We start from the raw sequence: 18,455 nt of genomic DNA, 5'->3' as shown, positions 1-18,455 counted from the left end.
CGCCTCATGATGGCGCCAATGGGGTGCAGGAGGACACCGCGTTCCACGCGGTGGCGACGGAGGTGGGCGCGTCCACGGGCGCACCCGCGGGCTCGAGGGTGCCCACCATCGCGGCCGCGATGTCCCCGGCCAGGATCGGGGCGCTGAAGGAGGTGCCGCTCCACACCGCGAAGCCGCCGCGGAAGTCGTCGGGGTCGATCGCCTCGCGGACCCGTCCGAAGGCGCTGGTCCGGGCGACCGGCTCGTAGCCGCCGCGGAAGGCCGGCATCGTGCTGACCACCGAGGCGCCCGCCACGTAGCAGCGCACCCACGGGCCGGCGTTGCTGAAGAGGGCGTCGGTGCGGTTGGGGTTGAGCGCACCCACCGACACGATCGGCGCGATCGAGGGGTCGAACGGGATCGGTCCCGCGTCGTCGGCCCAGCGCGTGAACGCGGCGGGGAAGGACGGGCGGCTGGTCGCGTCGTTGCCGGCCGAGCAGACGATGACGACGCCGTTGCGGGCCATCTCCTCGAGGATGGCGTACATCGTCGGGTCGAAGAGCGCGTCCTCGGGCGTCTCGTGGTAGTAGCCCATCGACAGGTTGAGCACGTCGATCGCGTGCCCGCCGGGCTCGCCGGCCCGGTAGCGGCGCGCGAGCTCGGCGATCTGCGCGAGGGTCGCGACGAGGTCGGACTCGACGATCGGGCCGTCGGACGGCATCACCCGCCAGGCGACGAGGTCGGCGTCGGGGCAGCGCTGCCGGATCAGCCCGGCGATGAACGTGCCGTGGCCCGAGATCGGGTCGATCGAGCCGTCGAGAGGACCGGACTGGTCGCCGTCCTCCTCGGGCGAGAGCGAGGTGGAGTCGGAGTAGCCGATCGGCACGCCGTCGAGCCCGACCTCCGTGTCGACGAACCCGTCGAGCCACGGGTGGCTGCCGCAGCCGGTGTCGAGGATCGCCACCACCGGGCGGCGTCCCTCGATCAGGTCGGCGTGACGACGGGCGGGGCGCGGCCCGACGTACGCCACCGGCTGGCGGCCGCCGGAGCCCATGTCGAAGTACGACGCGATGGCCCGTGACGTCCTCGCGTCGTTGGCCGGGTGGCCGTCGTGCATGGGGTGCCCGTCGTGCATCGGGTCGCCGTCGTGCATGGGGTGCCCGTCGTGCATCGGGTCGCCGTCGTGCATGGGGTGCCCGTCGTGCATGGGATGACCGTCGTGCATCGGGTCGGCCTCGATGGCGGGCACCACGAGGTGGTCGAGCCCGACGCCCTTCACGGCGTCCACCCCGAACTGCGCGCGGGTCTGCTGCAGGAGGGTCCACGCGTCCGGCGCGATCGTGGCGCGGTTGGACGCGACGACCAGACGCACGGGCCGCAGGCCGAACCGGAGGTTCGCGGTGCGCGGGTCCTCGTCCTCCAGGACGACGTCCCAGCCGAGCGGCTCGGCGACCGCCCGGAGCACGCGGACGGCACCGTCGACGTCGACCGCCTTCGAGATCAGCAGCCGCGGGCCGACGTAGACGGTCGGGCGCGGCACGACGCCGTCGACGATCAGCGCGGTGGCCGGGTCGAGCAGGCGGCCCTGCGCCGCGGCGATGGAGGTCGGGTGCGGCGGCCGGGGCTCCCGGTCGAGCGGCTTGCGGGTGGGGCGGGCAGGGCGCGGCTGCTTGTCGGGGCTCTCGGGGTCCACGGTTCCTCAGATCTCGAAGGTGGGGGTGGCGAAGGCCGGGCGGGCACCGTCGTGCGGCTCCAGCCGCAGCCGCATCAGCCCGACCGGGAGGTCCGTCAGCGAGAATCGCCCGGACTCGGTGGTGACCGCCTCGTGCGCGGCCGGCTCCTCGCCGGGGAGCGCGCGGATGGTCATGGGTTCGGCCGGCACGATCCAACCGTCCACCCGGGACCGGCCGTTGTCCACGGCGATCCGCAGGAGCAGGTCGGTGTCGCCGTGCACGAAGCGGAGCGTGTACGACGTGGAGCCGCGTGCCCCGGCCAGCTCGGTGGAGGACTCGACGAGCTCCATCAGCTCCAGGTCGAGGTCGGACGCGGCGATCGCCGCCGCGGCCTGCATGGCCGCGACCAGGTGGTCGGGCACGGGGTCGTGGCGCTCGTAGACGTCCCGGACGATGCCGAGCAGTGCCTCGCGGCTCAGATCGTTCATCAGACTCCTCCAGCCTGCATCAGGGCCACCCGCAGCTTGGCGAGACAGCGGCCGCGGGTGGGGCCGATGCTGCCGACGGGCATGCCGAGCTCGGTCGCCAGCTCGCGGTAGTCGGGGCGGTTCTCGAACGCGACGACCCGCAGCAGCCGGCGACAGCGCTCCGGCAGCCCGTCGACGGCGGCCCACAGGCGGTCGCCCTCGTCGTGCTGCACGACACTGTCCTCCGCCGAGCGCTGCCGAGGAAGCACCTGCGCGAGGTCGTCGTCCTCGACCGGGGTCGGCGTGGTCTTCGCGCCGGCGACCCGCCAGGCCTCGCGCCGGGCCGTCGTGGTCAGCCACCCGCCGACGGCCACCGGGTCGACGATCGCCGCGCGGCGGCGTACCAGGGCGAGCCAGGTGTTCTGGATGACGTCCTCGGCGGCGGGCTCGGAGAGCCGGTAGGCGCGGACGACGTGCCACAGCACCGGCGTCATCACCGCGACCAGGTCGTCGAGGCCCGCGGGGTCCCCCGCCACCCAGCGGTTGAACCCGCCGGTGGCCTCGGACCACACGTCCGCCGGGCGTGCGTCACCGGCCGGTGAGCCACCACGCTGGGTCATGGGCCGCGCTGCTCCCTGTTGTCTCTCGATCAGGATCACGCCCGTGAGGAGTCGCGGGCGCGGGTCCTGATACCTCCCTCTCGGACATTTTCGGGCCTGAGAGCCATATTCGGGCGAGAACCGTCCTCGCTCTTCGCCCGGACCGGGTGAGGAGTCCTGGTGCGGAGACCGGACGGCCGTCCGAGGCTCCCGTACGGTGGCGGCCATGCACTCGGGACGCTTGATGCTCACCACCCTCCTCACGGCCACGCTCGCGCTCAGCGGGTCGGTCTCCTCGGTGGCCGCGGGGCCGCCCACGGCGCCCCCGCGGATCCCCTGGTACGACGCCCAGCGGGAGCGGATCGTGGTGCCCGGCGGCGACCCCGTCTCCACGGTCGACGCACGCGGGCCCCACGGCGGCCGACCGACCGGGCTGCTCGAGGCCCGCGGCGGCTACCTGCTGCACGTGGCCGTCAACGACAAGGACGAGACGCAGACGGGTTCGCGCGTCACGTTCATCAACGGCGCGGGTCGGGCACGCACCCTGGTGGCCAGCTCGAGGTACTACCCGGTGCTGACCTAGAGCGACGGTCGTACCGCGGTGCTGCGGGCCTGGGCCTACAAGGAAGGTCTGCGGGCGGTCCGGATCTCCGACGGCAAGGTCCTCGACGGGTACAAGCCGGCGCGCAGCAACGTCGAGGTCAAGGCGGCCAGCGAGCACCACGTGCTCGTCCAGCGCCTCCGGTGGAAGGGCAACCGCAGCTACACGGTCGAGGTGGTGAGCTGGAACCCGACCAAGGGGACCACGGAGGTGATCGACCGGCGCACGGTCGAGAACGATCCCTTCGCCGGCGTCCTCGTCCCCGCGGCCGCCAGCCCCTCGACGCGGCGCTACGCGACGTACGCCGGCGACCACGCCGTGATGCTCGCGGCACGGACCCATCGCACGCTGTGGCGCACGCGCGCGGGCGAGGTCCCGGTGGCCTTCTCCCCGGACAGCACGCGCGTCGCGACGATTGCCGGCCTCCACCAGGGGGACGAGGACTACTACTCCTGGACCAACACCGCTCGCACGGTGCGGGTCCGCAACGCGCGGACCGGTGCGGTGCTCGCGACGTACACCGGGAGGTACATGGTCGAGGGACCTGACCAGCGGCCGCTCTGGGAGTCGTCGGACCGGCTGCTCCTGCACGCGGTCGGCAACAGCTTTCCCCTGCTGCGCTGCGCGGTCGGCTCCGGCCGCTGCGCGCGAGTGCAGAAGTGGGGCAACCTGATGGTGCGCGAGAGCAACTGACGACCCGCTCGGGTCGTTCGCTAGCCTCGACCTGTGACTCCCCCGACCGCCTCGACCCCTCTCGTCGTGCGCGAGATCGGATCCGACGAGCACCTCGACTTCGTCCGACGGCAACGTTCCGTCAGCTTCCTGCAGACCCCGGCCTGGGCCCGGGTCAAGGCGGAGTGGCGCCACGAGTCGCTGGGCTGGTTCGCCGGTGGCGAGCTGGTAGGCGCCGGGCTGGTGCTCTACCGGCAGCTGCCGAAGGTGAAGCGCTACCTCGCCTACCTGCCCGAGGGCCCGGCGATCGACTGGGACGTCGAGGACCTCCCCCCCTGGCTGCGGCCGATGGCTGCGCACCTCAAGGGCCGGGGCGCCTTCGGCGTCCGGATGGGGCCGCCCGTGGTCACCCGCCGCTGGGACACCGCCACGGTCAAGGCCGGCATCGCGGACCCCGCCGTACGCCGTCTCGGCGACCTGGCCCCCACCGAGCGCAGCCATGCCGGCGCCCGGGTGGTCGCGCAGCTCCGAGACCTCGGCTGGCGACCGCTCGCCGTCGAGGGCGGGTTCGCCGCCGGTCAGCCACAGTTCGTCTTCCAGGTCCCGCTCGCCGGCCGCACTGAGGAACAGGTCCTCGCCGGGATGAACCAGCTGTGGCGGCGCAACATCAAGAAGGCCGCCAAGGAGGGCGTCGAGGTCACGTCGTACGACGGCGTGGCGATCGATCCGGAGCTGAAGCACTTCCACGACCTCTACGTCCACACCGCCGAGCGCGACCACTTCACCCCGCGGCCGCTGTCCTACTTCCGCACCATGGTCGAGGCGCTCGGCGCCGAGGAGCCGGACCGGATCCGGCTCTACACGGGGCGGCACGAGGGCACCCTGGTCGCGGCGACGATCGCGATCCGGGTCGGCGCCCACGCGTGGTACTCCTACGGCGCGTCCTCCACCGAGAAGCGCGAGGTCCGCGGCTCCAACGCCGTGCAGTGGCAGATGATCCGCGACGCGATCGCCGCCGGCGCCGACGTCTACGACCTGCGCGGCATCACCGACACCCTCGCCGAGGACGACCCGCACCTCGGCCTGATCCAGTTCAAGGTCGGCACCGGCGGCGAGGCCGTCGAGTACGTCGGCGAGTGGGACCTGCCGCTCAACAAGGTGCTCTACAAGGCCTTCGACGTCTACATGAGTCGTCGCTGATGAGCCTCACCCTCACCGTCGACGGCGACCGCTGGCGCGACCACCTGCGGTCGGTTGCGACCGCCGAGCCCGACCTGGTCCCCGTCGCCAAGGGCAACGGCTACGGCTTCGGCCTCGGCCGGCTGGCCCGCCGTGCAGCCTGGCTCGGCGTCGACACGATCGCGGTCGGCACCTACGAGGAGCTGCCCGAGGTCGCCGGGCGGTACGACGGCAGCCTGCTCGTCCTCACGCCCTGGCGCCCCTTCGGGGCCGCCGTCGAGCTGGAGCCCGCGCTCGCCCGCCGGGTGGTCCACACCATCAGCCGGGTCGAGGACCTGGGCGACCTGCTGGGCCGGCAGCCCGACGCGCGCTTCGTCCTCGAGCGGACCACCAGCATGCTGCGCCACGGCATGACGGCGCGCGAGCTGTGGTCGACGGCGGACGTCGTGCGCGCGCACCCGAAGGCACGGGTCGCCGGCGTCGCGCTCCACCTGCCGCTCGCCAACGGCGCCCACCTCTCGGAGGTGCACCGCCTGATGACGGAGGTGGTGGCGACCGAGCTGCCGCTCGACACCGTCTGGGTCAGCCACCTGAGTGCGAGCGAGCTGGCGGCGCTGCGGACGGCGTACCCCGACTTCACCTTCCGGCCCCGCACCGGGACCGACCTCTGGCTCGGCGACCGCTCCGCGCTGCAGGTGACCGCCACCGTGCTCGACGTCCACGCGGTGGAGCGTGGCGACGGCTTCGGCTACCGGCACCGCACCGCGCCCAAGGCCGGGCACGTGCTGATCGTCAGCGGCGGCACCGCCCACGGCATCGGGCTCGAGGCGCCTCTCGGCGACGCGAGCCTGCGGGGGCGTGCTGCCACCCTCGCCCGCGGCGGCATGGACGCGGCCGGATTCGTGCGCTCGCCGTTCTCGATCGACGGCAAGCAGCGGCTCTTCGCCGAGCCCCCGCACATGCAGGCGTCGATGCTCTTCCTGCCCCACGGCGCCCGGGTCCCGGCCGTCGGGGACGTCGTCGACGTGCGGGTGCGCTACACCGCGACGACGTTCGACCGGGTCGTCGTCGACTGAGGGACGGACGACGACCGCACCGGGTCGCGCCGCGGGTCCCACAGGTCCCGCACCACCATCGCGACCAGGTAGAGCTCCGCCGCCATCCGCAGCAGCGTCGCGGCCCAGTAGAAGCCCGCGTCGCCGCCGCCGGCCGGGGCCAGGAAGCCCCCGAGGTACCACCACACGGCCGCGAAGTAGAGCACCTCGCCGGCCTGCCAGATCAGCAGGTCGCGCCAGCGCGGCCGGGCGAGGACGGCGAGCGGCAGCAGCCACAGCACGTACTGCGGCGAGTAGACCTTGTTGATCAGCAGGAAGCCCGCGACGAGCAGGAACCCGAGCTGCGCCAGCCGCGGGTTCGCGGGTGACGTGAGGCCGAGCGCCGCGACGCCCAGGCACCACAGCCCGAAGAACAGCCAGGACACGACGTTGATCGTGTGCGGCTCGAACGTGAACGGGTCCGTGGTCTTGTCCATCGCCTGCTGCACCACGAGCCAGATCGACCCGAGGTCCGCGCCCCGGTCGGAGTTGAACGACCAGAACACCTTCCACTCGGACGGGCCGGTCAGCAGCGCCGGCAGGTTGGCGACCAGCCAGGCGGCGACCGCGCCCACCACCGCCAGCCCGAAGGCCCGGAACCGGCGTTGTCGCAGGCAGATCACCAGCACGCCGCCGAGCAGGAAGAGCGGGTAGAGCTTGGTCGCCGTGCCGAGCCCGATCAGGACGCCGGTCAGCAGCGGGCGGTCGCGCGACCATGCCCACAGGGCTCCCGCCACGAGGGCGACCGCGATCAGGTCCCAGTTGACGAGGCCGGTGAGGAGCAGCGCGGGAGAGAGCGCGAACGCCGCCGCGTCCCACGGCCGCCGGGGGGTGACGCCCGCCAGCAGCCAGGTCGACAAGAGCGCCAGGACGGCGAAGCCGAGCGCGTTGACGATGGCGAAGATGCGCATCTCCCGCTGCACCTTCGGCCACCCCGCGACCTCGTCCGTCGGAGCGGCGTACCGGGGACCGAGGTCGGGCGACCCGTTGAGCCAGTGCGTGACCCAGGCGGTGCCCCAGGCCCAGTAGGCGATCCCGACGGGGTACTCCATGACCGAGAAGCGGTCGCGCACCTGCTGGTCGTCGCTGTAGGGCCAGTTCAGCTCGGCGAACCCGCGGCCGGTGTAGAGGTAGGGCAGGTCCGAGTAGCACATGTGGGTGTAGCGGGCGGTCCCGTCCTGCCAGGTGTCCTGGTAGCAGTTGCCCTTCTGCACCATCCCGAGCGCCAGGCAGAGGGCGGTGAGCGCCAGCAGCACCCGGATCGGTGTCCACCAGGGGTGCCGTCCGGCCCTGCTCCCGATCGGTCCGCCGACGCCCTCGCTCAGCGCGGCGACGACCGGGTCGTCCGCGGTGGGGTCGACCCAGGCACGGTCGCCCACCGGTCGGACCATCAGCCCCGCCGCACCCGTCGCCGCCCGCGGCCCTCACGGGCGCCCTGGCCGCCCGGGGCGGCGCTGCTCGCCGGGGGCGTCGCCGGCGGGCTCGAGCTCGGCGGGCCGCTGGGCGACTCGCAGCCGATCAGGCCACAGCTCGGGTCGCCGGTCGGGGTCGGGGTGTCGCTCGGCGGCGGGGTCTCGGACTCCGTCGGCGTGTTGGTCGGCGTGTTGCTCGGCGTCTTCGACGGCTTCGGCTTCTTCGTCGGCGACGGGGGCGGCGTGTACGGCGCGTGGCCGTCGTCCGGTGCGTCGCCGTCCAGGTTGGCCGCCGGCGGGAACTCCTCCGGGTCGGTGCCCTCCAGGTCGCGCGTCATCACGTCGGTCCAGGTGCGGGCGGGGTACGAGCCACCGAAGTACTGCGGCAGCCAGCCGTCGAGACCCTCGTTGCCCTTGCCCCGGACGTACATCACGGCCGTCGAGAGCTGCGGCGTGTAGCCGACGAACCACGCCGAGGACACCTGGTCCTTGGAGTTCGTGGCCGTCCCGGTCTTGCCCGCGGCGGGTCGGTTGAGACCCAGGGCCGCCGTACCGGTGCCGGACTTCACGACCTGCTGCATCGCGTACGACGTGTCTGCGGCGACGTCCTCGGTGATGGCGCGCTTGGTGCTCTGCTTGAACGTGTAGAGGCGCTTGCCGTCCTTGTCGGTCACCTTGGTGATGACGTGCGCGGGGGCGGCGCGACCACCGTTGGCGATCGTGGCGTAGGCGTTGGCCATGTTGACCGGCGCGATCGTGGCGGAGCCCAGCGCGACCCCGGAGATCGGCTCGAGGCCGGGGCTGTTGTCGATGTTGTTGTAGTCGTGCTGCTTCTTGTCCCACTTCGGGATGCCCAGGGCCTCGGCGGTCGTAAGGATCTTGTCCGGGCCGTCGGGCATCGAGACCGTGAGGTCGGCGAAGACGGTGTTGATCGACTCCTCGGTGCCCTGCAGCAGGCTGACGTGGTCGCCGTAGCTCTGGCCGTCGCCGGCGCCCTCGTTCTTCACCTTCGGGCCGGTGCCCTGCTCGTTGTAGTAGAAGGGCGAGTTGCCGTCGAAGGTGTCCTTGAGGGAGAAGCCGGCCTTGAGCGCCGCGGCGACGGCGAAGGGCTTGAACGTCGAGCCGACCTGCCCACCGGTGACGGCCCAGTTGATCTGGGACTTCAGGTAGTCCTGGCCGCCGTAGAAGCCGCGCACCGCGCCGGTGCCGGGCTCGACGGTCGCGACGGCGACGTGGAGGTTCTTGTCGGAGAACTCCTTGCCCTCGGGCCGCTGGGCGAGCATCCCCTCGCGCGCGGCGTTCATCGCCTTCTGCGTGAAGGTCGTCGTGACCCGGAGGCCGCCGCCGTCGATCTGCTCGTCCTTGAAGCCGAGCTTCTTCAGCTCGCTGCGGACCATCGTGAGCATGTGGCCCTTCTGGCCGCCGTACCTGCTCTCGGCCTGGATCTTCGGGAACTTCGGCAGCCGGCGCTCGGCCTGCTCCGCCTCGTCGGCGGTGATGTTGCCGGCGTCCGCCATCCCGTTGAGCACGTAGTCGTAGCGCTCCTTGAGCGCCTCCCGGGCGTCCCTGCCGTTGGCGGGGTCGAACTTCGAGGGGTTGTTGAGGACGGTGGCGAGCACCGCCGACTCACGCAGGCTCAGGTCCTTGGCGTCCTTGGCGAAGTAGGCCTCGGCGGCCGCCTGCACGCCGTACGCGCCACGGCCGAAGTAGATCGTGTTGAGGTAGCCCTCGAGGATCTCGGTCTTCGACTTGGTGCGCTGGAGCTTGAGGGAGAGGACCGCTTCCTTCATCTTGCGCTGGTAGGAGCGCTCCTGGGTGAGGTAGAGGATCTTGACGTACTGCTGGGTGATCGTCGACGCGCCCTGGGTCGAGTTGCCCTTGGCGTTGCTGAAGGCGGCGCGGATGATGCCGCGCGGGTCGATGCCCTTGTCGCTCCAGAAGGTGCGGTTCTCGGCGGCGACCACGGCGTTCTGCAGGTTGTCGGGCATGTCCTTGATCGAGATGGACTCGCGGTTCTGCTTCGCGTAGCTGCCGACCTCGCTCTTGCCGTCGGCGTAGTAGACGAACGACGTCTGCGTCTCGAAGTCCTTGTTGGGGTCCGGGATGGGGGTCGAGCGGTAGAGGTAGACGAACCCGCCGGTGACCAGGAGCAGGCCGACCAGGCCGGCGACCAGCACCCAGCGCGCGAACCGCCAGATCTTCTGCTTGCGGGTCCGGGGTCGCTTCGGCGACTTCTTGGTCTTCTGCGTGGGCACAGCGGCCCGGCGCTTGCCACTCACGTCGACGGCTCCGCGGGATCAGGGAAAGGGGTCGGGGGATCGGTCTCGATCGATCGCCAGGGTACGGGGGCCGTCCATCCCCGCCCAAGACGACGCACGGCGGGGCCCGGCAGAACGGGTCGCGGTCAGGCGGGGCGGGCCCGATCGCCGTGACGGACGTCTCGATCGAACGCCACAACAGGTCCGTAGTTCGCAACGCGCGGATATATCGCTACGATAGGTCCATGGCACGTCGCGCAGAGACCATCGAGCTGGCAGTCCTCGGACTGCTGCACGAGGCTCCCATGCACGGCTACGAGCTCCGCAAGCGCCTCAACCTGATGCTCGGGTGGGGACGGGTGCTCTCCTACGGGTCGCTCTACCCGACCCTGAAGAAGATGCTCCGCGCGTCCCTCATCGAGGAGACGATGACCACGAAGACCCCGGGTACCCCGGTGTCGAAGCGGCCCCGGATCACCTACCAGGTGACCGAGGCGGGCACGCGGGAGTTCGAGCGGCTGATGTCGGAGGTCGGTCCCACGGCCTGGGAGGACGACAACTTCGACATCCGCTTCGCCTTCTTCTCGTCGACCGACATGGAGATCCGGTTGCGGGTGCTCGAGGGCCGGCGTACCCGGCTCCAGGAGCGCCTCGAGCGGGTCCAGGGCCAGCTGTCGATGACCCAGAAGGAGGTCGACCGCTACGCGGCCGAGCTCCAGCGGCACGGCGTCGAGTCGGTCGAGCGCGAGGTCGAGTGGCTCTCCGAGCTGATCAACGCCGAGCGGAACGGCACGCCTCACCAGAAGTCTCCGTCCACGGCGCCCGCAGCGCCTTCGAGCAGGCCACCCGCGACCCCCGCGGCTGACCAGAAGTTGTGAACACGAAAGGAATCCCGATGGGTTCGGTACGAGTAGCAATCGTGGGAGTCGGCAACTGCGCCAGCTCCCTCGTCCAGGGTGTCGAGTACTACAAGGACGCCGACCCGTCAGGAACGGTCCCGGGTCTCATGCACGTCCTGTTCGGCGACTACCACGTCTCCGACGTCGAGTTCGTGCTGGCGCTGGACGTCGACGACCTCAAGGTCGGCAAGGACCTCTCCGAGGCCATCAACGCCTCGCAGAACAACACCATCAAGATCGCGGACGTCCCGACCCTCGGCATCGAGGTCAAGCGCGGCCCGACCCTCGACGGTCTCGGCAAGTACTACCGCCAGACCATCGACGAGTCCGGTGCCGAGCCGATCGACGTGGTCCAGGCGCTCAAGGACTCCGGCGCCGACGTGATGGTGTCCTACCTGCCGGTGGGCTCCGAGGAGGCCGACAAGTTCTACGCCCAGTGCGCGATCGACGCCGGCGTGGCCTTCGTCAACGCGCTCCCCGTCTTCATCGCCTCCGACCCGGTCTGGGCCAAGAAGTTCGAGGACGCCGGCGTCCCGATCGTCGGCGACGACATCAAGTCGCAGGTCGGCGCCACCATCACCCACCGGGTGATGGCGAAGCTGTTCGAGGACCGCGGCGTCACGCTGGACCGCACCTACCAGCTCAACGTCGGCGGCAACATGGACTTCAAGAACATGCTCGAGCGCGAGCGCCTGGAGTCCAAGAAGATCTCGAAGACCCAGGCCGTCACGTCGAACCTGACCGGCGAGCTGGCCGACAAGATCTCCGACCGCAACGTGCACATCGGCCCGTCGGACCACGTCGCGTGGCTCGACGACCGCAAGTGGGCCTACGTCCGCCTCGAGGGTCGCGCCTTCGGTGACGCCCCCCTCAACCTCGAGTACAAGCTCGAGGTCTGGGACTCCCCCAACTCCGCCGGCATCATCATCGACGCGATCCGCGCCGCGAAGATCGCCAAGGACCGCGGCATCGGCGGCCCGATCATCTCGGCCTCGTCGTACCTGATGAAGTCCCCGCCCGTGCAGCTCCCCGACGACGAGGGTCGCCGCCGCGTCGAGGCCTTCATCGCCGGCGAGGAGTGACCTCCGCTCGCTGAGATCCGTCGAGTGACGTGAAACGGCCCCTGGGACCTGGTCCTGGGGGCCGTTTCGCGTCACTCGACGCATTTTCCACAGGTACGCCAGGGTGCTGATTCCTCCACAGCGCTGCTCGGGCATGCGGTTGCCATGCCACATCGTTGGGATCCGATCGCGCCGCCTGTCGCGGAGCTCGTCACCCCGGTCCGGGTCGACCCGTCAGGTCAGGCTGGACCGACCCCCAAGCAGATGCGCGGGCCGAGGTGGCGGATCACCTCAGCCGGGCTCGCGGTGCCCGCGGAGGTCGGTGACGACCTGGTCGAGCAGCGCATCCTCGAGGCGTCCGCGAGGACCGGCTCGAGCGCGGTCGTGACCGGCTGGGCGGCGCTGCGGCTGCACGGCGGCAACTTCTTCGACGGACTGGCGCGCGACGGGCGCTCGCGCCTCGCGGTCCCGATCGCTGCGAACGGTGAACGGCTGACCGGGCCGGGCGTCGTCCGGGACCAGATCCCGCCCGACGAGGTGGTCGAGGTCCACGGCATCCGCTGCACCACCGTCGAGCGCGCGTTGTACGACGAGATGCAGCGGATCGGCGAGGTGCGCGAGATGGCGGTCGCGGTCGGTGCCGCCTGCGCGGCACGGCTGACCTCCGTCCGGCGGATGCGGCTCTACGCCACGACCCGCCGCTGGTACCGCGACGTACGCCTGGTGAAGGAGGCGGTCGAGCTGTCGGTGGAGCGATGCCGGTCGCCGCAGGAAGACCGGTTCCGCCTGATCTGGGAGCTCGACGCGCAGTGGGGTCGGCCGCTGATCAACCGGACGGTCGTCGATCTCGAGGGTCGGTTCGTCGCCACCCCCGACCTGCTCGACCCGGTGCGCGGGGTGATCGGCGAGTACGCGGGCGCCGACCACCGCGACATCGACCGCCACGAGTCCGACGTGGAGCGGTTGGCCGACGTACGCGATGTCGGGCTGGAGTGCGTCGAGGTGGTGGGCCGGACCATCCGCGACCCCCGCCGCGTCGTGATCCGGATGGAGCAGGCCGCGCAGCGGGCCCGTCCCGCTCCCCGGCTGTGGCGGCTGTCGCGCGACGCAGGCCCGAGCCTGGACGAGCTCTTGGAGCAGCGGGACGCCGCGCGGGTCGTCGAGTGACGCGAAATCGCCCTCGGGACCGGGTCGTAGGGGCGATTTCGCGTCACTCGACGGAAGATCCGCGGTCCAGACCAGTCATCGGACACGCCATGTCCGTTCTGACCTGCGGGTACGGCACGTAACCACGTGCACCGAGCCGTCGTTGGGGTGGCACCGCGTCGCCACCCGCGACCCTTCCGAGATTGCGCCCGCCCATGCCGAAGCTCCTCCGGTCGCACACCACAGCGGTCACCACCGCGCTGGTCACCGGCCTCGCCACCGTCCTCGTCGCCCTGGCCCCGGCCACCACCACCGCCGCCGCCACACCGGCCCGCACCGCCGTCGCGCCCGCTGCGGCCGCCATCAGCGAGGTCACCGTGGGCGGCCTCGAGGTGGAGAACAGCTTCGTGTCGTCGGTGGGCTGGGTGAAGCCCGGCGACACCTACCCGTCGCGGATCATCGTCACCAACCCCACCGACACCCCGGTCGCCGGCGCCAGCGTCGTGGTCACCGCACCGGACGGCTCGACCCTCACCCACGTCGGCTCGGGGGCGGTCATCACCGGTGGCGGTACGACGGCCACCTGGACGGTCCCCAGCGTGCCCGCCGGCGAGACCCGGACGCTGGTGCTCGAGAGCATCGCGGACACCACCGCCCAGAACCCCGAGATCGTCTGGCGCGACATCTCCACCACGGCCGCCGTGACGGTGGGCGCGACGACCGAGGACGCCACCAGCCACGGCCCGAAGGTCATCCCGCCCTCGGACACCTACGACACCGCGCGGTACGGCGACCGGCCGTTCCCGGTCGTCCCGGTGCAGTACCGCGACCGCGCCTACCAGGCCGGGCACGACGGCGACTCCCTCGAGTCGGTGATCAACGACCCGGCCAAGGACGGCTCGACCTACAACCTCTACCAGGAGATGTCGCTCGGCCAGCTCTTCCCCGAGGGGACCGTCCCGTCCGCCGGCATCGCCACCAAGGACTTCGCCTACGGCCCCGGCTTCCCCTTCACCCAGATCCAGCCCGGTCAGACCTGCGCGGGTCTCACGCAGACCGCCGGCGTGCCGGCCCCGGGCACCGTGGGTGGCCCGACCTACACCCAGCGGATCACCGACGGCGTCTACAACCTGCCGGGCAACACGGGCTACTACGGCTCGGACGCCAACGGCTCCGCCGTGATCGGCTCGCTCACCGGCGTCGGCGCGCTGCAGAACATCGACTCCGGCTGCGGCCCCGCCGGCAAGCTGGTCCTCGACGCCGCCGCGATCGCGGACCCGGAGATCGACTACTCCGACTACGACACCGACAAGGACGGCGTCGTGGACTTCTTCATGGCGGTCTTCGCCGGGTGCGGCGGCAACGGCGCCTCGCAGCTGTCCGTCGCTGGCTGCGACTACGCGGGCCTGCCGTACGACAACATCTGGCCGCACTCCTCGTCGCTCGAGTACTACTACACCGACCCGACGACCGGGCTGCCCGGCTTCACCACCGACGACCAGCTCAAGGACCTCGAGGGCCGGCCGCTCTGGTACACCGACGACAGCTACCGCGACAAGACGACCACCGACATGGGCGACGCCCTCAAGGTGTTCGTGCGGATCGGCCCCTACAACGTCAACCCCGAGACCGCGATCGACAAGGCCTCGGTGATCTCCCACGAGTACGGGCACTCGCTCGGCCTGCCCGACTTCTACTCCACCGGCAGCCGCGAGACGTACGGCGACTGGAACCTGATGGCCACCGACAAGTCGCAGGACATGGACGCCTTCTCGCGCCAGGAGCTCGGCTGGGTGGTGCCCGAGGTGCTCGAGCCCGGACAGAGCAGGACCGAGTCCGGCATCACGGACTCCAAGCAGGACACCGGCACCATCACCTGGCAGCGGCCCGACGGGACGCCGTACACGCTGACCAACGGCCCCGACGGCACCGTGCACAACTCGCAGATGTACGTCGCCAAGCTGCCCGGTCGCCAGCTGCTCGACCCGGCCACGTTCGACACCGGTGACAAGGCGAGCAAGTCGCACGCGTGGTGGTCGGGCTCGGGCAACGACTTCGGCTGCGCCCCCAACGGCGGGCACAACCTGGACATCTCCATCCCGCAGCTGGCCAGCCTGCCGGCCGGCAGCACGGTCAACCTGTCCTTCAAGTCCAACTGGGACATCGAGTGGGACTTCGACTACGGCTACGTGCTGACCACGACCGACGGCGGCCAGACCTACACCTCGCACCCGTCGGCCAACGGCTACACGACGTCCAACACCGACCCGCTCGCCGGCAACCCCAACCAGAACACCTGCCAGGCGACGTACGACAACGGCATCACCGGCACCAGCGGCTCGTACGCCGCCGGCAGCGAGGTGACCGACCGCAAGCTCGGCAACACCCCGGCCGGGGTGTTCGTGGCGGACAGCTACGACATCAGCGACCTCGCCGGCCAGGCCAACGGTGCGCTGCGGTTCAGCTACGCCACCGACCCCGGTCTGGCCCGGCCGGGCTGGTTCATCGACGACGTGAAAGTCACCGCGACCACCCCCTCGGGCGACCAGGTCCTGCTCGACACCGACTTCGAGACCGACGGCGGTCCCGACGACGCCCGGATCTTCAACGGCGGCTGCCGCGAGACCCTGACCACGGCGCAGCAGTGCACCCAGGGCTGGAAGTACCTCCAGGCCGGCGCCGAGTCGCCGCAGGACCACGCCTACTACCTGGAGCTGCGCGACCGGTCCGGCTTCGACCTCGACGGGCACGGCCAGATCGATCGCGACCCGATCGGCTGGCAGGCGGGTCTCTACCTCGCCTACACCGACGAGGCCCACGGCTACGGCAACGCCGGGACCGACGACCCGCCGGCCCAGTCCCCGCTGGACTCCACGCCCACGCCGGGCTCGGCGACGCCCGACCTCGACGACGCCGCGTTCACGGCCGCGTCCGGACGGTCGACGTACTCCGATGCTCCCGCCAGCCCGCACGTCGACAACTACGCCGACCCGTCCAGCGCCTCCGGCAACTGGGAGTTCGGCTACGGCTGCCTCGGGTTCGACGTGCTCTCGATGACCGGCGACGCGGACGGCCCGGCCACCTCGGACGGCGACCTCACCGGCAGCGTCGCGTTCACCACCGGCAGCGGCTGCGGCGCCTTCGACTACGGCTACACCGCCCCGCCGTCCGGCGCGGCCAACACCGCACCGACCGCCGCCGCCGCGGCCACGCCGACCACCGTCACGACGGGCACCCCGGTCCAGCTGAGCGGCACCGGCAGCACCGACGCCGAGACCCCCGACGGCCTCGACTACACGTGGGACTTCGACGACGGCGGCGCCGCCAAGGACGCGAGCGGCCAGGTGGTGAGCCACTCCTTCACCCAGCCGGGCACGTACGACGTGACGCTGCTCGTCACCGACCCGTCCGGTGCGACCGACACCGACTCCGTGCGGGTCACCGTGAAGGGAGCCGCGAAGCCGAGGACCACCACGGTCGGATGCGGGTCCTCGAAGGTCAAGCGGACCGGCAGCTGGCGGGTCGTGAGGTCGTCGCGCGGCGCCGGCGGCAACTACTGCGACAACCTCGGCAAGCGGAAGGGCAAGGACACGATGACCTTCACCGTCCGCGGCCCTAAGGCCGACCTGGTCTTCGGCCGGGCGGCCAAGGGTGGCCGGGCCGTGCTCTTCGTGGACGGCAAACGGGTCGGCACCATCAGCTTCCACCGCAAGGGCAAGAAGCCGTCGCTGACCTTCCACCGCAAGCTCTCCGGTCTCAAGGCCGGCAAGCACAAGGTGCGGATCGTCGTCACCTCGGGACGGGCGTACGTCGACCACGTCCGGTTCTAGCCGGGCCAGACGTGGTCAGCGGCGGCCCGTCTTGAACATCCCGCGTGCGATCTCGCGGGCCGCCGTACGCACGAAGTCCTTGAAGGCCGCCGAGCCGACGACCTGGTCGACGATGCCGTCGTCACGGGGTGCCGCCTTCTTCCGGGCGGTCTTCCGGGCGGGCTTGGGCCGGGGTGCCCGCGGTGCGGACGCCTCCTCCTGCTCCTTCTTGGCGGCGCCCTGCTCGAGGCGCTCGGCGAGGATCTCGCGCGCGGACTCGCGGTCGACGGCAGCGCCGTACGTCGCGGCGCGCGGGCTCGCGGCCACCGCGGTCGTCACCACGTCGGGGTCGCACGGGTCCATCCGCGACTCGGGGGCGCGCAGGCGGGTCCAGGCCACGGGGGTCGGGGCGCCGCGCTCGTTCATCACCGTCACGACCGCCTCGCCGATGCCCAGCCCCGTGATCACGGCCCCGAGGTCGGCGTACCCACTGGTCGGGTAGGTGGCGACGGTCGCCTTGAGCGCCTTGGCGTCGTTGGGCGTGTGGGCGCGGAGCTGGTGCTGGACGCGCGAGCCGAGCTGCGCGAGCACGTCGTCCGGTACGTCGGTCGGGCTCTGCGTCACGAAGAACACGCCGACCCCCTTCGACCGGATCAGCCGCACGGTCTGGGCGATCTCGTCGAGGAACGCCTTGGACGCGTCCGCGAAGAGCAGGTGGGCCTCGTCGAAGAAGAACACCAGCTTGGGCTTCTCCACGTCCCCGACCTCGGGCAGGTCGTGGAAGAGGTCCGCGAGCAGCCACATGAGGAACGTCGAGAAGATGGCGGGGCGGTCCTGCAGCTGGGGCAGCTCGACCAGCGACACCAGTCCCCGGCCGTCGGCGCCCACCTGGAGCAGGTCCGTGGACGCGAACTCGGGCTCCCCGAAGAAGACGTTGCCGCCCTGGTCCTCGAGCCCGATCAGCTCGCGGAGGATCACGCCGGCCGTGGCCGAGGAGAGGCCACCGAGCTCCTTGAGCTCGGCCTTGCCCTCGTCGCTGAGCAGGTGGGCGACGACCGCGCGCAGGTCGGCCAGGTCGAGCAGCGGGAGCCCGGCACGGTCGGCGTAGTGGAAGACCAGGCCCAGGCTGGACTCCTGGGTGTCGTTGAGGCCGAGCACCTTGCTGAGCAGGGTCGGCCCGAACGCGCTCATCGTGACCCGGAGCGGGACGCCGGTGCCCACGCCGCCGATCGCGTAGAACTCCACCGGGAAGCCGGTCGCGGTCCACTGCTGGCCGACCGTGGCGGCCCGCGTGGTCAGCTTGTCGCTCGCCTGTCCGGGCTGCGCGAGCCCGGACAGGTCGCCCTTGATGTCGGCGGCGAAGACCGGGACGCCCTGGGCGCTGAGCTGCTCGACGAGCAGCTGCAGGGTCCGGGTCTTGCCGGTGCCGGTCGCGCCGGCGACCAGGCCGTGGCGGTTGACCATGGCGAGCGGGATCCGGATCGGGACGTCGGCGAGGTGGTCCGCGTCGAGCATCAGACCGCCGAGCTCGAGCGCCGCTCCCTCGAAGGTGTAGCCGGCACGGACGGTGTCGGTCAGCGCCGGATCGGCGTCAGTCGCTCCCATG

14 protein-coding genes are annotated in these 18,455 nt (G+C 71.3%); 8 read left to right on the top strand and 6 right to left on the bottom strand.

Going from position 1 to position 18,455, the window contains the following annotated elements:
• Nucleotides 1-4: 4 nt before the first annotated feature.
• From ABEA34_RS12040 to ABEA34_RS12030, 3 genes are read right to left on the bottom strand one after another with little or no spacing between them, the layout of a single operon-like run.
• Nucleotides 5-1,672, bottom strand: coding sequence for a S8 family peptidase (locus tag ABEA34_RS12040; RefSeq protein WP_345521501.1), 1,668 nt, complete (start codon nucleotides 1,670-1,672; stop codon nucleotides 5-7).
• Between the two features lie 6 nt (nucleotides 1,673-1,678).
• Nucleotides 1,679-2,140, bottom strand: coding sequence for a hypothetical protein (locus tag ABEA34_RS12035; protein WP_345521500.1), 462 nt, complete (start codon nucleotides 2,138-2,140; stop codon nucleotides 1,679-1,681).
• Entirely contained in the window at nucleotides 2,140-2,739 is a 600-nt protein-coding gene (locus ABEA34_RS12030; protein ID WP_345521499.1) for an RNA polymerase sigma factor, read from the bottom strand. Before ABEA34_RS12030 ends, ABEA34_RS12035 begins: the two co-directional genes overlap by 1 nt.
• Nucleotides 2,740-2,944: 205 nt before the next feature.
• Between ABEA34_RS12030 and ABEA34_RS12025 the strand changes: the two genes are divergently transcribed.
• The 4 genes from ABEA34_RS12025 to ABEA34_RS12010 are packed head-to-tail and all read left to right on the top strand — an operon-like array spanning nucleotide 2,945 to nucleotide 6,246.
• On the top strand, nucleotides 2,945-3,301 hold the full coding sequence (locus ABEA34_RS12025) for a hypothetical protein (protein ID WP_345521497.1): 357 nt from the start codon (nucleotides 2,945-2,947) through the stop codon (nucleotides 3,299-3,301).
• Nucleotides 3,302-3,319: 18 nt separating this feature from the next.
• Complete coding sequence (locus tag ABEA34_RS12020) at nucleotides 3,320-4,012, top strand: WD40 repeat domain-containing protein (protein ID WP_345521496.1); 693 nt, start codon at nucleotides 3,320-3,322, stop codon at nucleotides 4,010-4,012.
• Between the two features lie 33 nt (nucleotides 4,013-4,045).
• The gene (locus ABEA34_RS12015; protein WP_345521495.1) at nucleotides 4,046-5,191 is read left to right on the top strand and encodes a lipid II:glycine glycyltransferase FemX; all 1,146 of its coding nucleotides are present in this window, start codon (nucleotides 4,046-4,048) and stop codon (nucleotides 5,189-5,191) included.
• Nucleotides 5,191-6,246, top strand: a complete 1,056-nt coding sequence (locus ABEA34_RS12010; RefSeq protein WP_345521494.1) for an alanine racemase — start codon at nucleotides 5,191-5,193, stop codon at nucleotides 6,244-6,246. The genes ABEA34_RS12015 and ABEA34_RS12010 overlap by 1 nt, the downstream gene beginning before the upstream one ends.
• Here ABEA34_RS12010 and ABEA34_RS12005 read toward each other — a convergent pair.
• Both ABEA34_RS12005 and ABEA34_RS12000 read right to left on the bottom strand, forming a co-directional pair.
• Nucleotides 6,207-7,643: a glycosyltransferase family 87 protein gene (locus tag ABEA34_RS12005; RefSeq protein WP_345521493.1), complete on the bottom strand. Its 1,437-nt coding sequence runs from the start codon at nucleotides 7,641-7,643 to the stop codon at nucleotides 6,207-6,209. The two genes, ABEA34_RS12010 and ABEA34_RS12005, sit on opposite strands and share 40 nt — an antisense overlap.
• Nucleotides 7,644-7,654: 11 nt before the next feature.
• On the bottom strand, nucleotides 7,655-9,955 hold the full coding sequence (locus ABEA34_RS12000; protein ID WP_345521492.1) for a transglycosylase domain-containing protein: 2,301 nt from the start codon (nucleotides 9,953-9,955) through the stop codon (nucleotides 7,655-7,657).
• Between the two features lie 224 nt (nucleotides 9,956-10,179).
• On the opposite strand from ABEA34_RS12000, the gene ABEA34_RS11995 reads away from it, so the two are divergent.
• From ABEA34_RS11995 to ABEA34_RS11980, 4 genes are all read left to right on the top strand, one after another.
• Complete coding sequence (locus ABEA34_RS11995; RefSeq protein ID WP_345521491.1) at nucleotides 10,180-10,812, top strand: PadR family transcriptional regulator; 633 nt, start codon at nucleotides 10,180-10,182, stop codon at nucleotides 10,810-10,812.
• Between the two features lie 17 nt (nucleotides 10,813-10,829).
• Nucleotides 10,830-11,915 carry an inositol-3-phosphate synthase gene (locus ABEA34_RS11990; RefSeq protein WP_345521490.1) on the top strand — a complete coding sequence of 362 codons (1,086 nt, stop codon included), beginning with the start codon at nucleotides 10,830-10,832 and terminating at the stop codon, nucleotides 11,913-11,915.
• A gap of 144 nt (nucleotides 11,916-12,059) precedes the next feature.
• Nucleotides 12,060-13,061: a hypothetical protein gene (locus tag ABEA34_RS11985; RefSeq protein WP_345521489.1), complete on the top strand. Its 1,002-nt coding sequence runs from the start codon at nucleotides 12,060-12,062 to the stop codon at nucleotides 13,059-13,061.
• Between the two features lie 194 nt (nucleotides 13,062-13,255).
• Nucleotides 13,256-16,870: a PKD domain-containing protein gene (locus ABEA34_RS11980; RefSeq protein ID WP_345521488.1), complete on the top strand. Its 3,615-nt coding sequence runs from the start codon at nucleotides 13,256-13,258 to the stop codon at nucleotides 16,868-16,870.
• A 15-nt stretch (nucleotides 16,871-16,885) separates the two neighbouring features.
• Here the strand turns inward: ABEA34_RS11980 and ABEA34_RS11975 are convergent, their stop codons facing one another.
• Nucleotides 16,886-18,454 carry a helicase HerA-like domain-containing protein gene (locus tag ABEA34_RS11975; protein WP_345521487.1) on the bottom strand — a complete coding sequence of 523 codons (1,569 nt, stop codon included), beginning with the start codon at nucleotides 18,452-18,454 and terminating at the stop codon, nucleotides 16,886-16,888.
• Nucleotide 18,455: the final 1 nt, after the last annotated feature.

The organism is Nocardioides conyzicola (genome assembly GCF_039543825.1).
GTDB classification, from domain to species: Bacteria; Actinomycetota; Actinomycetes; order Propionibacteriales; family Nocardioidaceae; genus Nocardioides; species Nocardioides conyzicola.
This window is presented reverse-complemented; position numbering and strand designations above follow the sequence as displayed.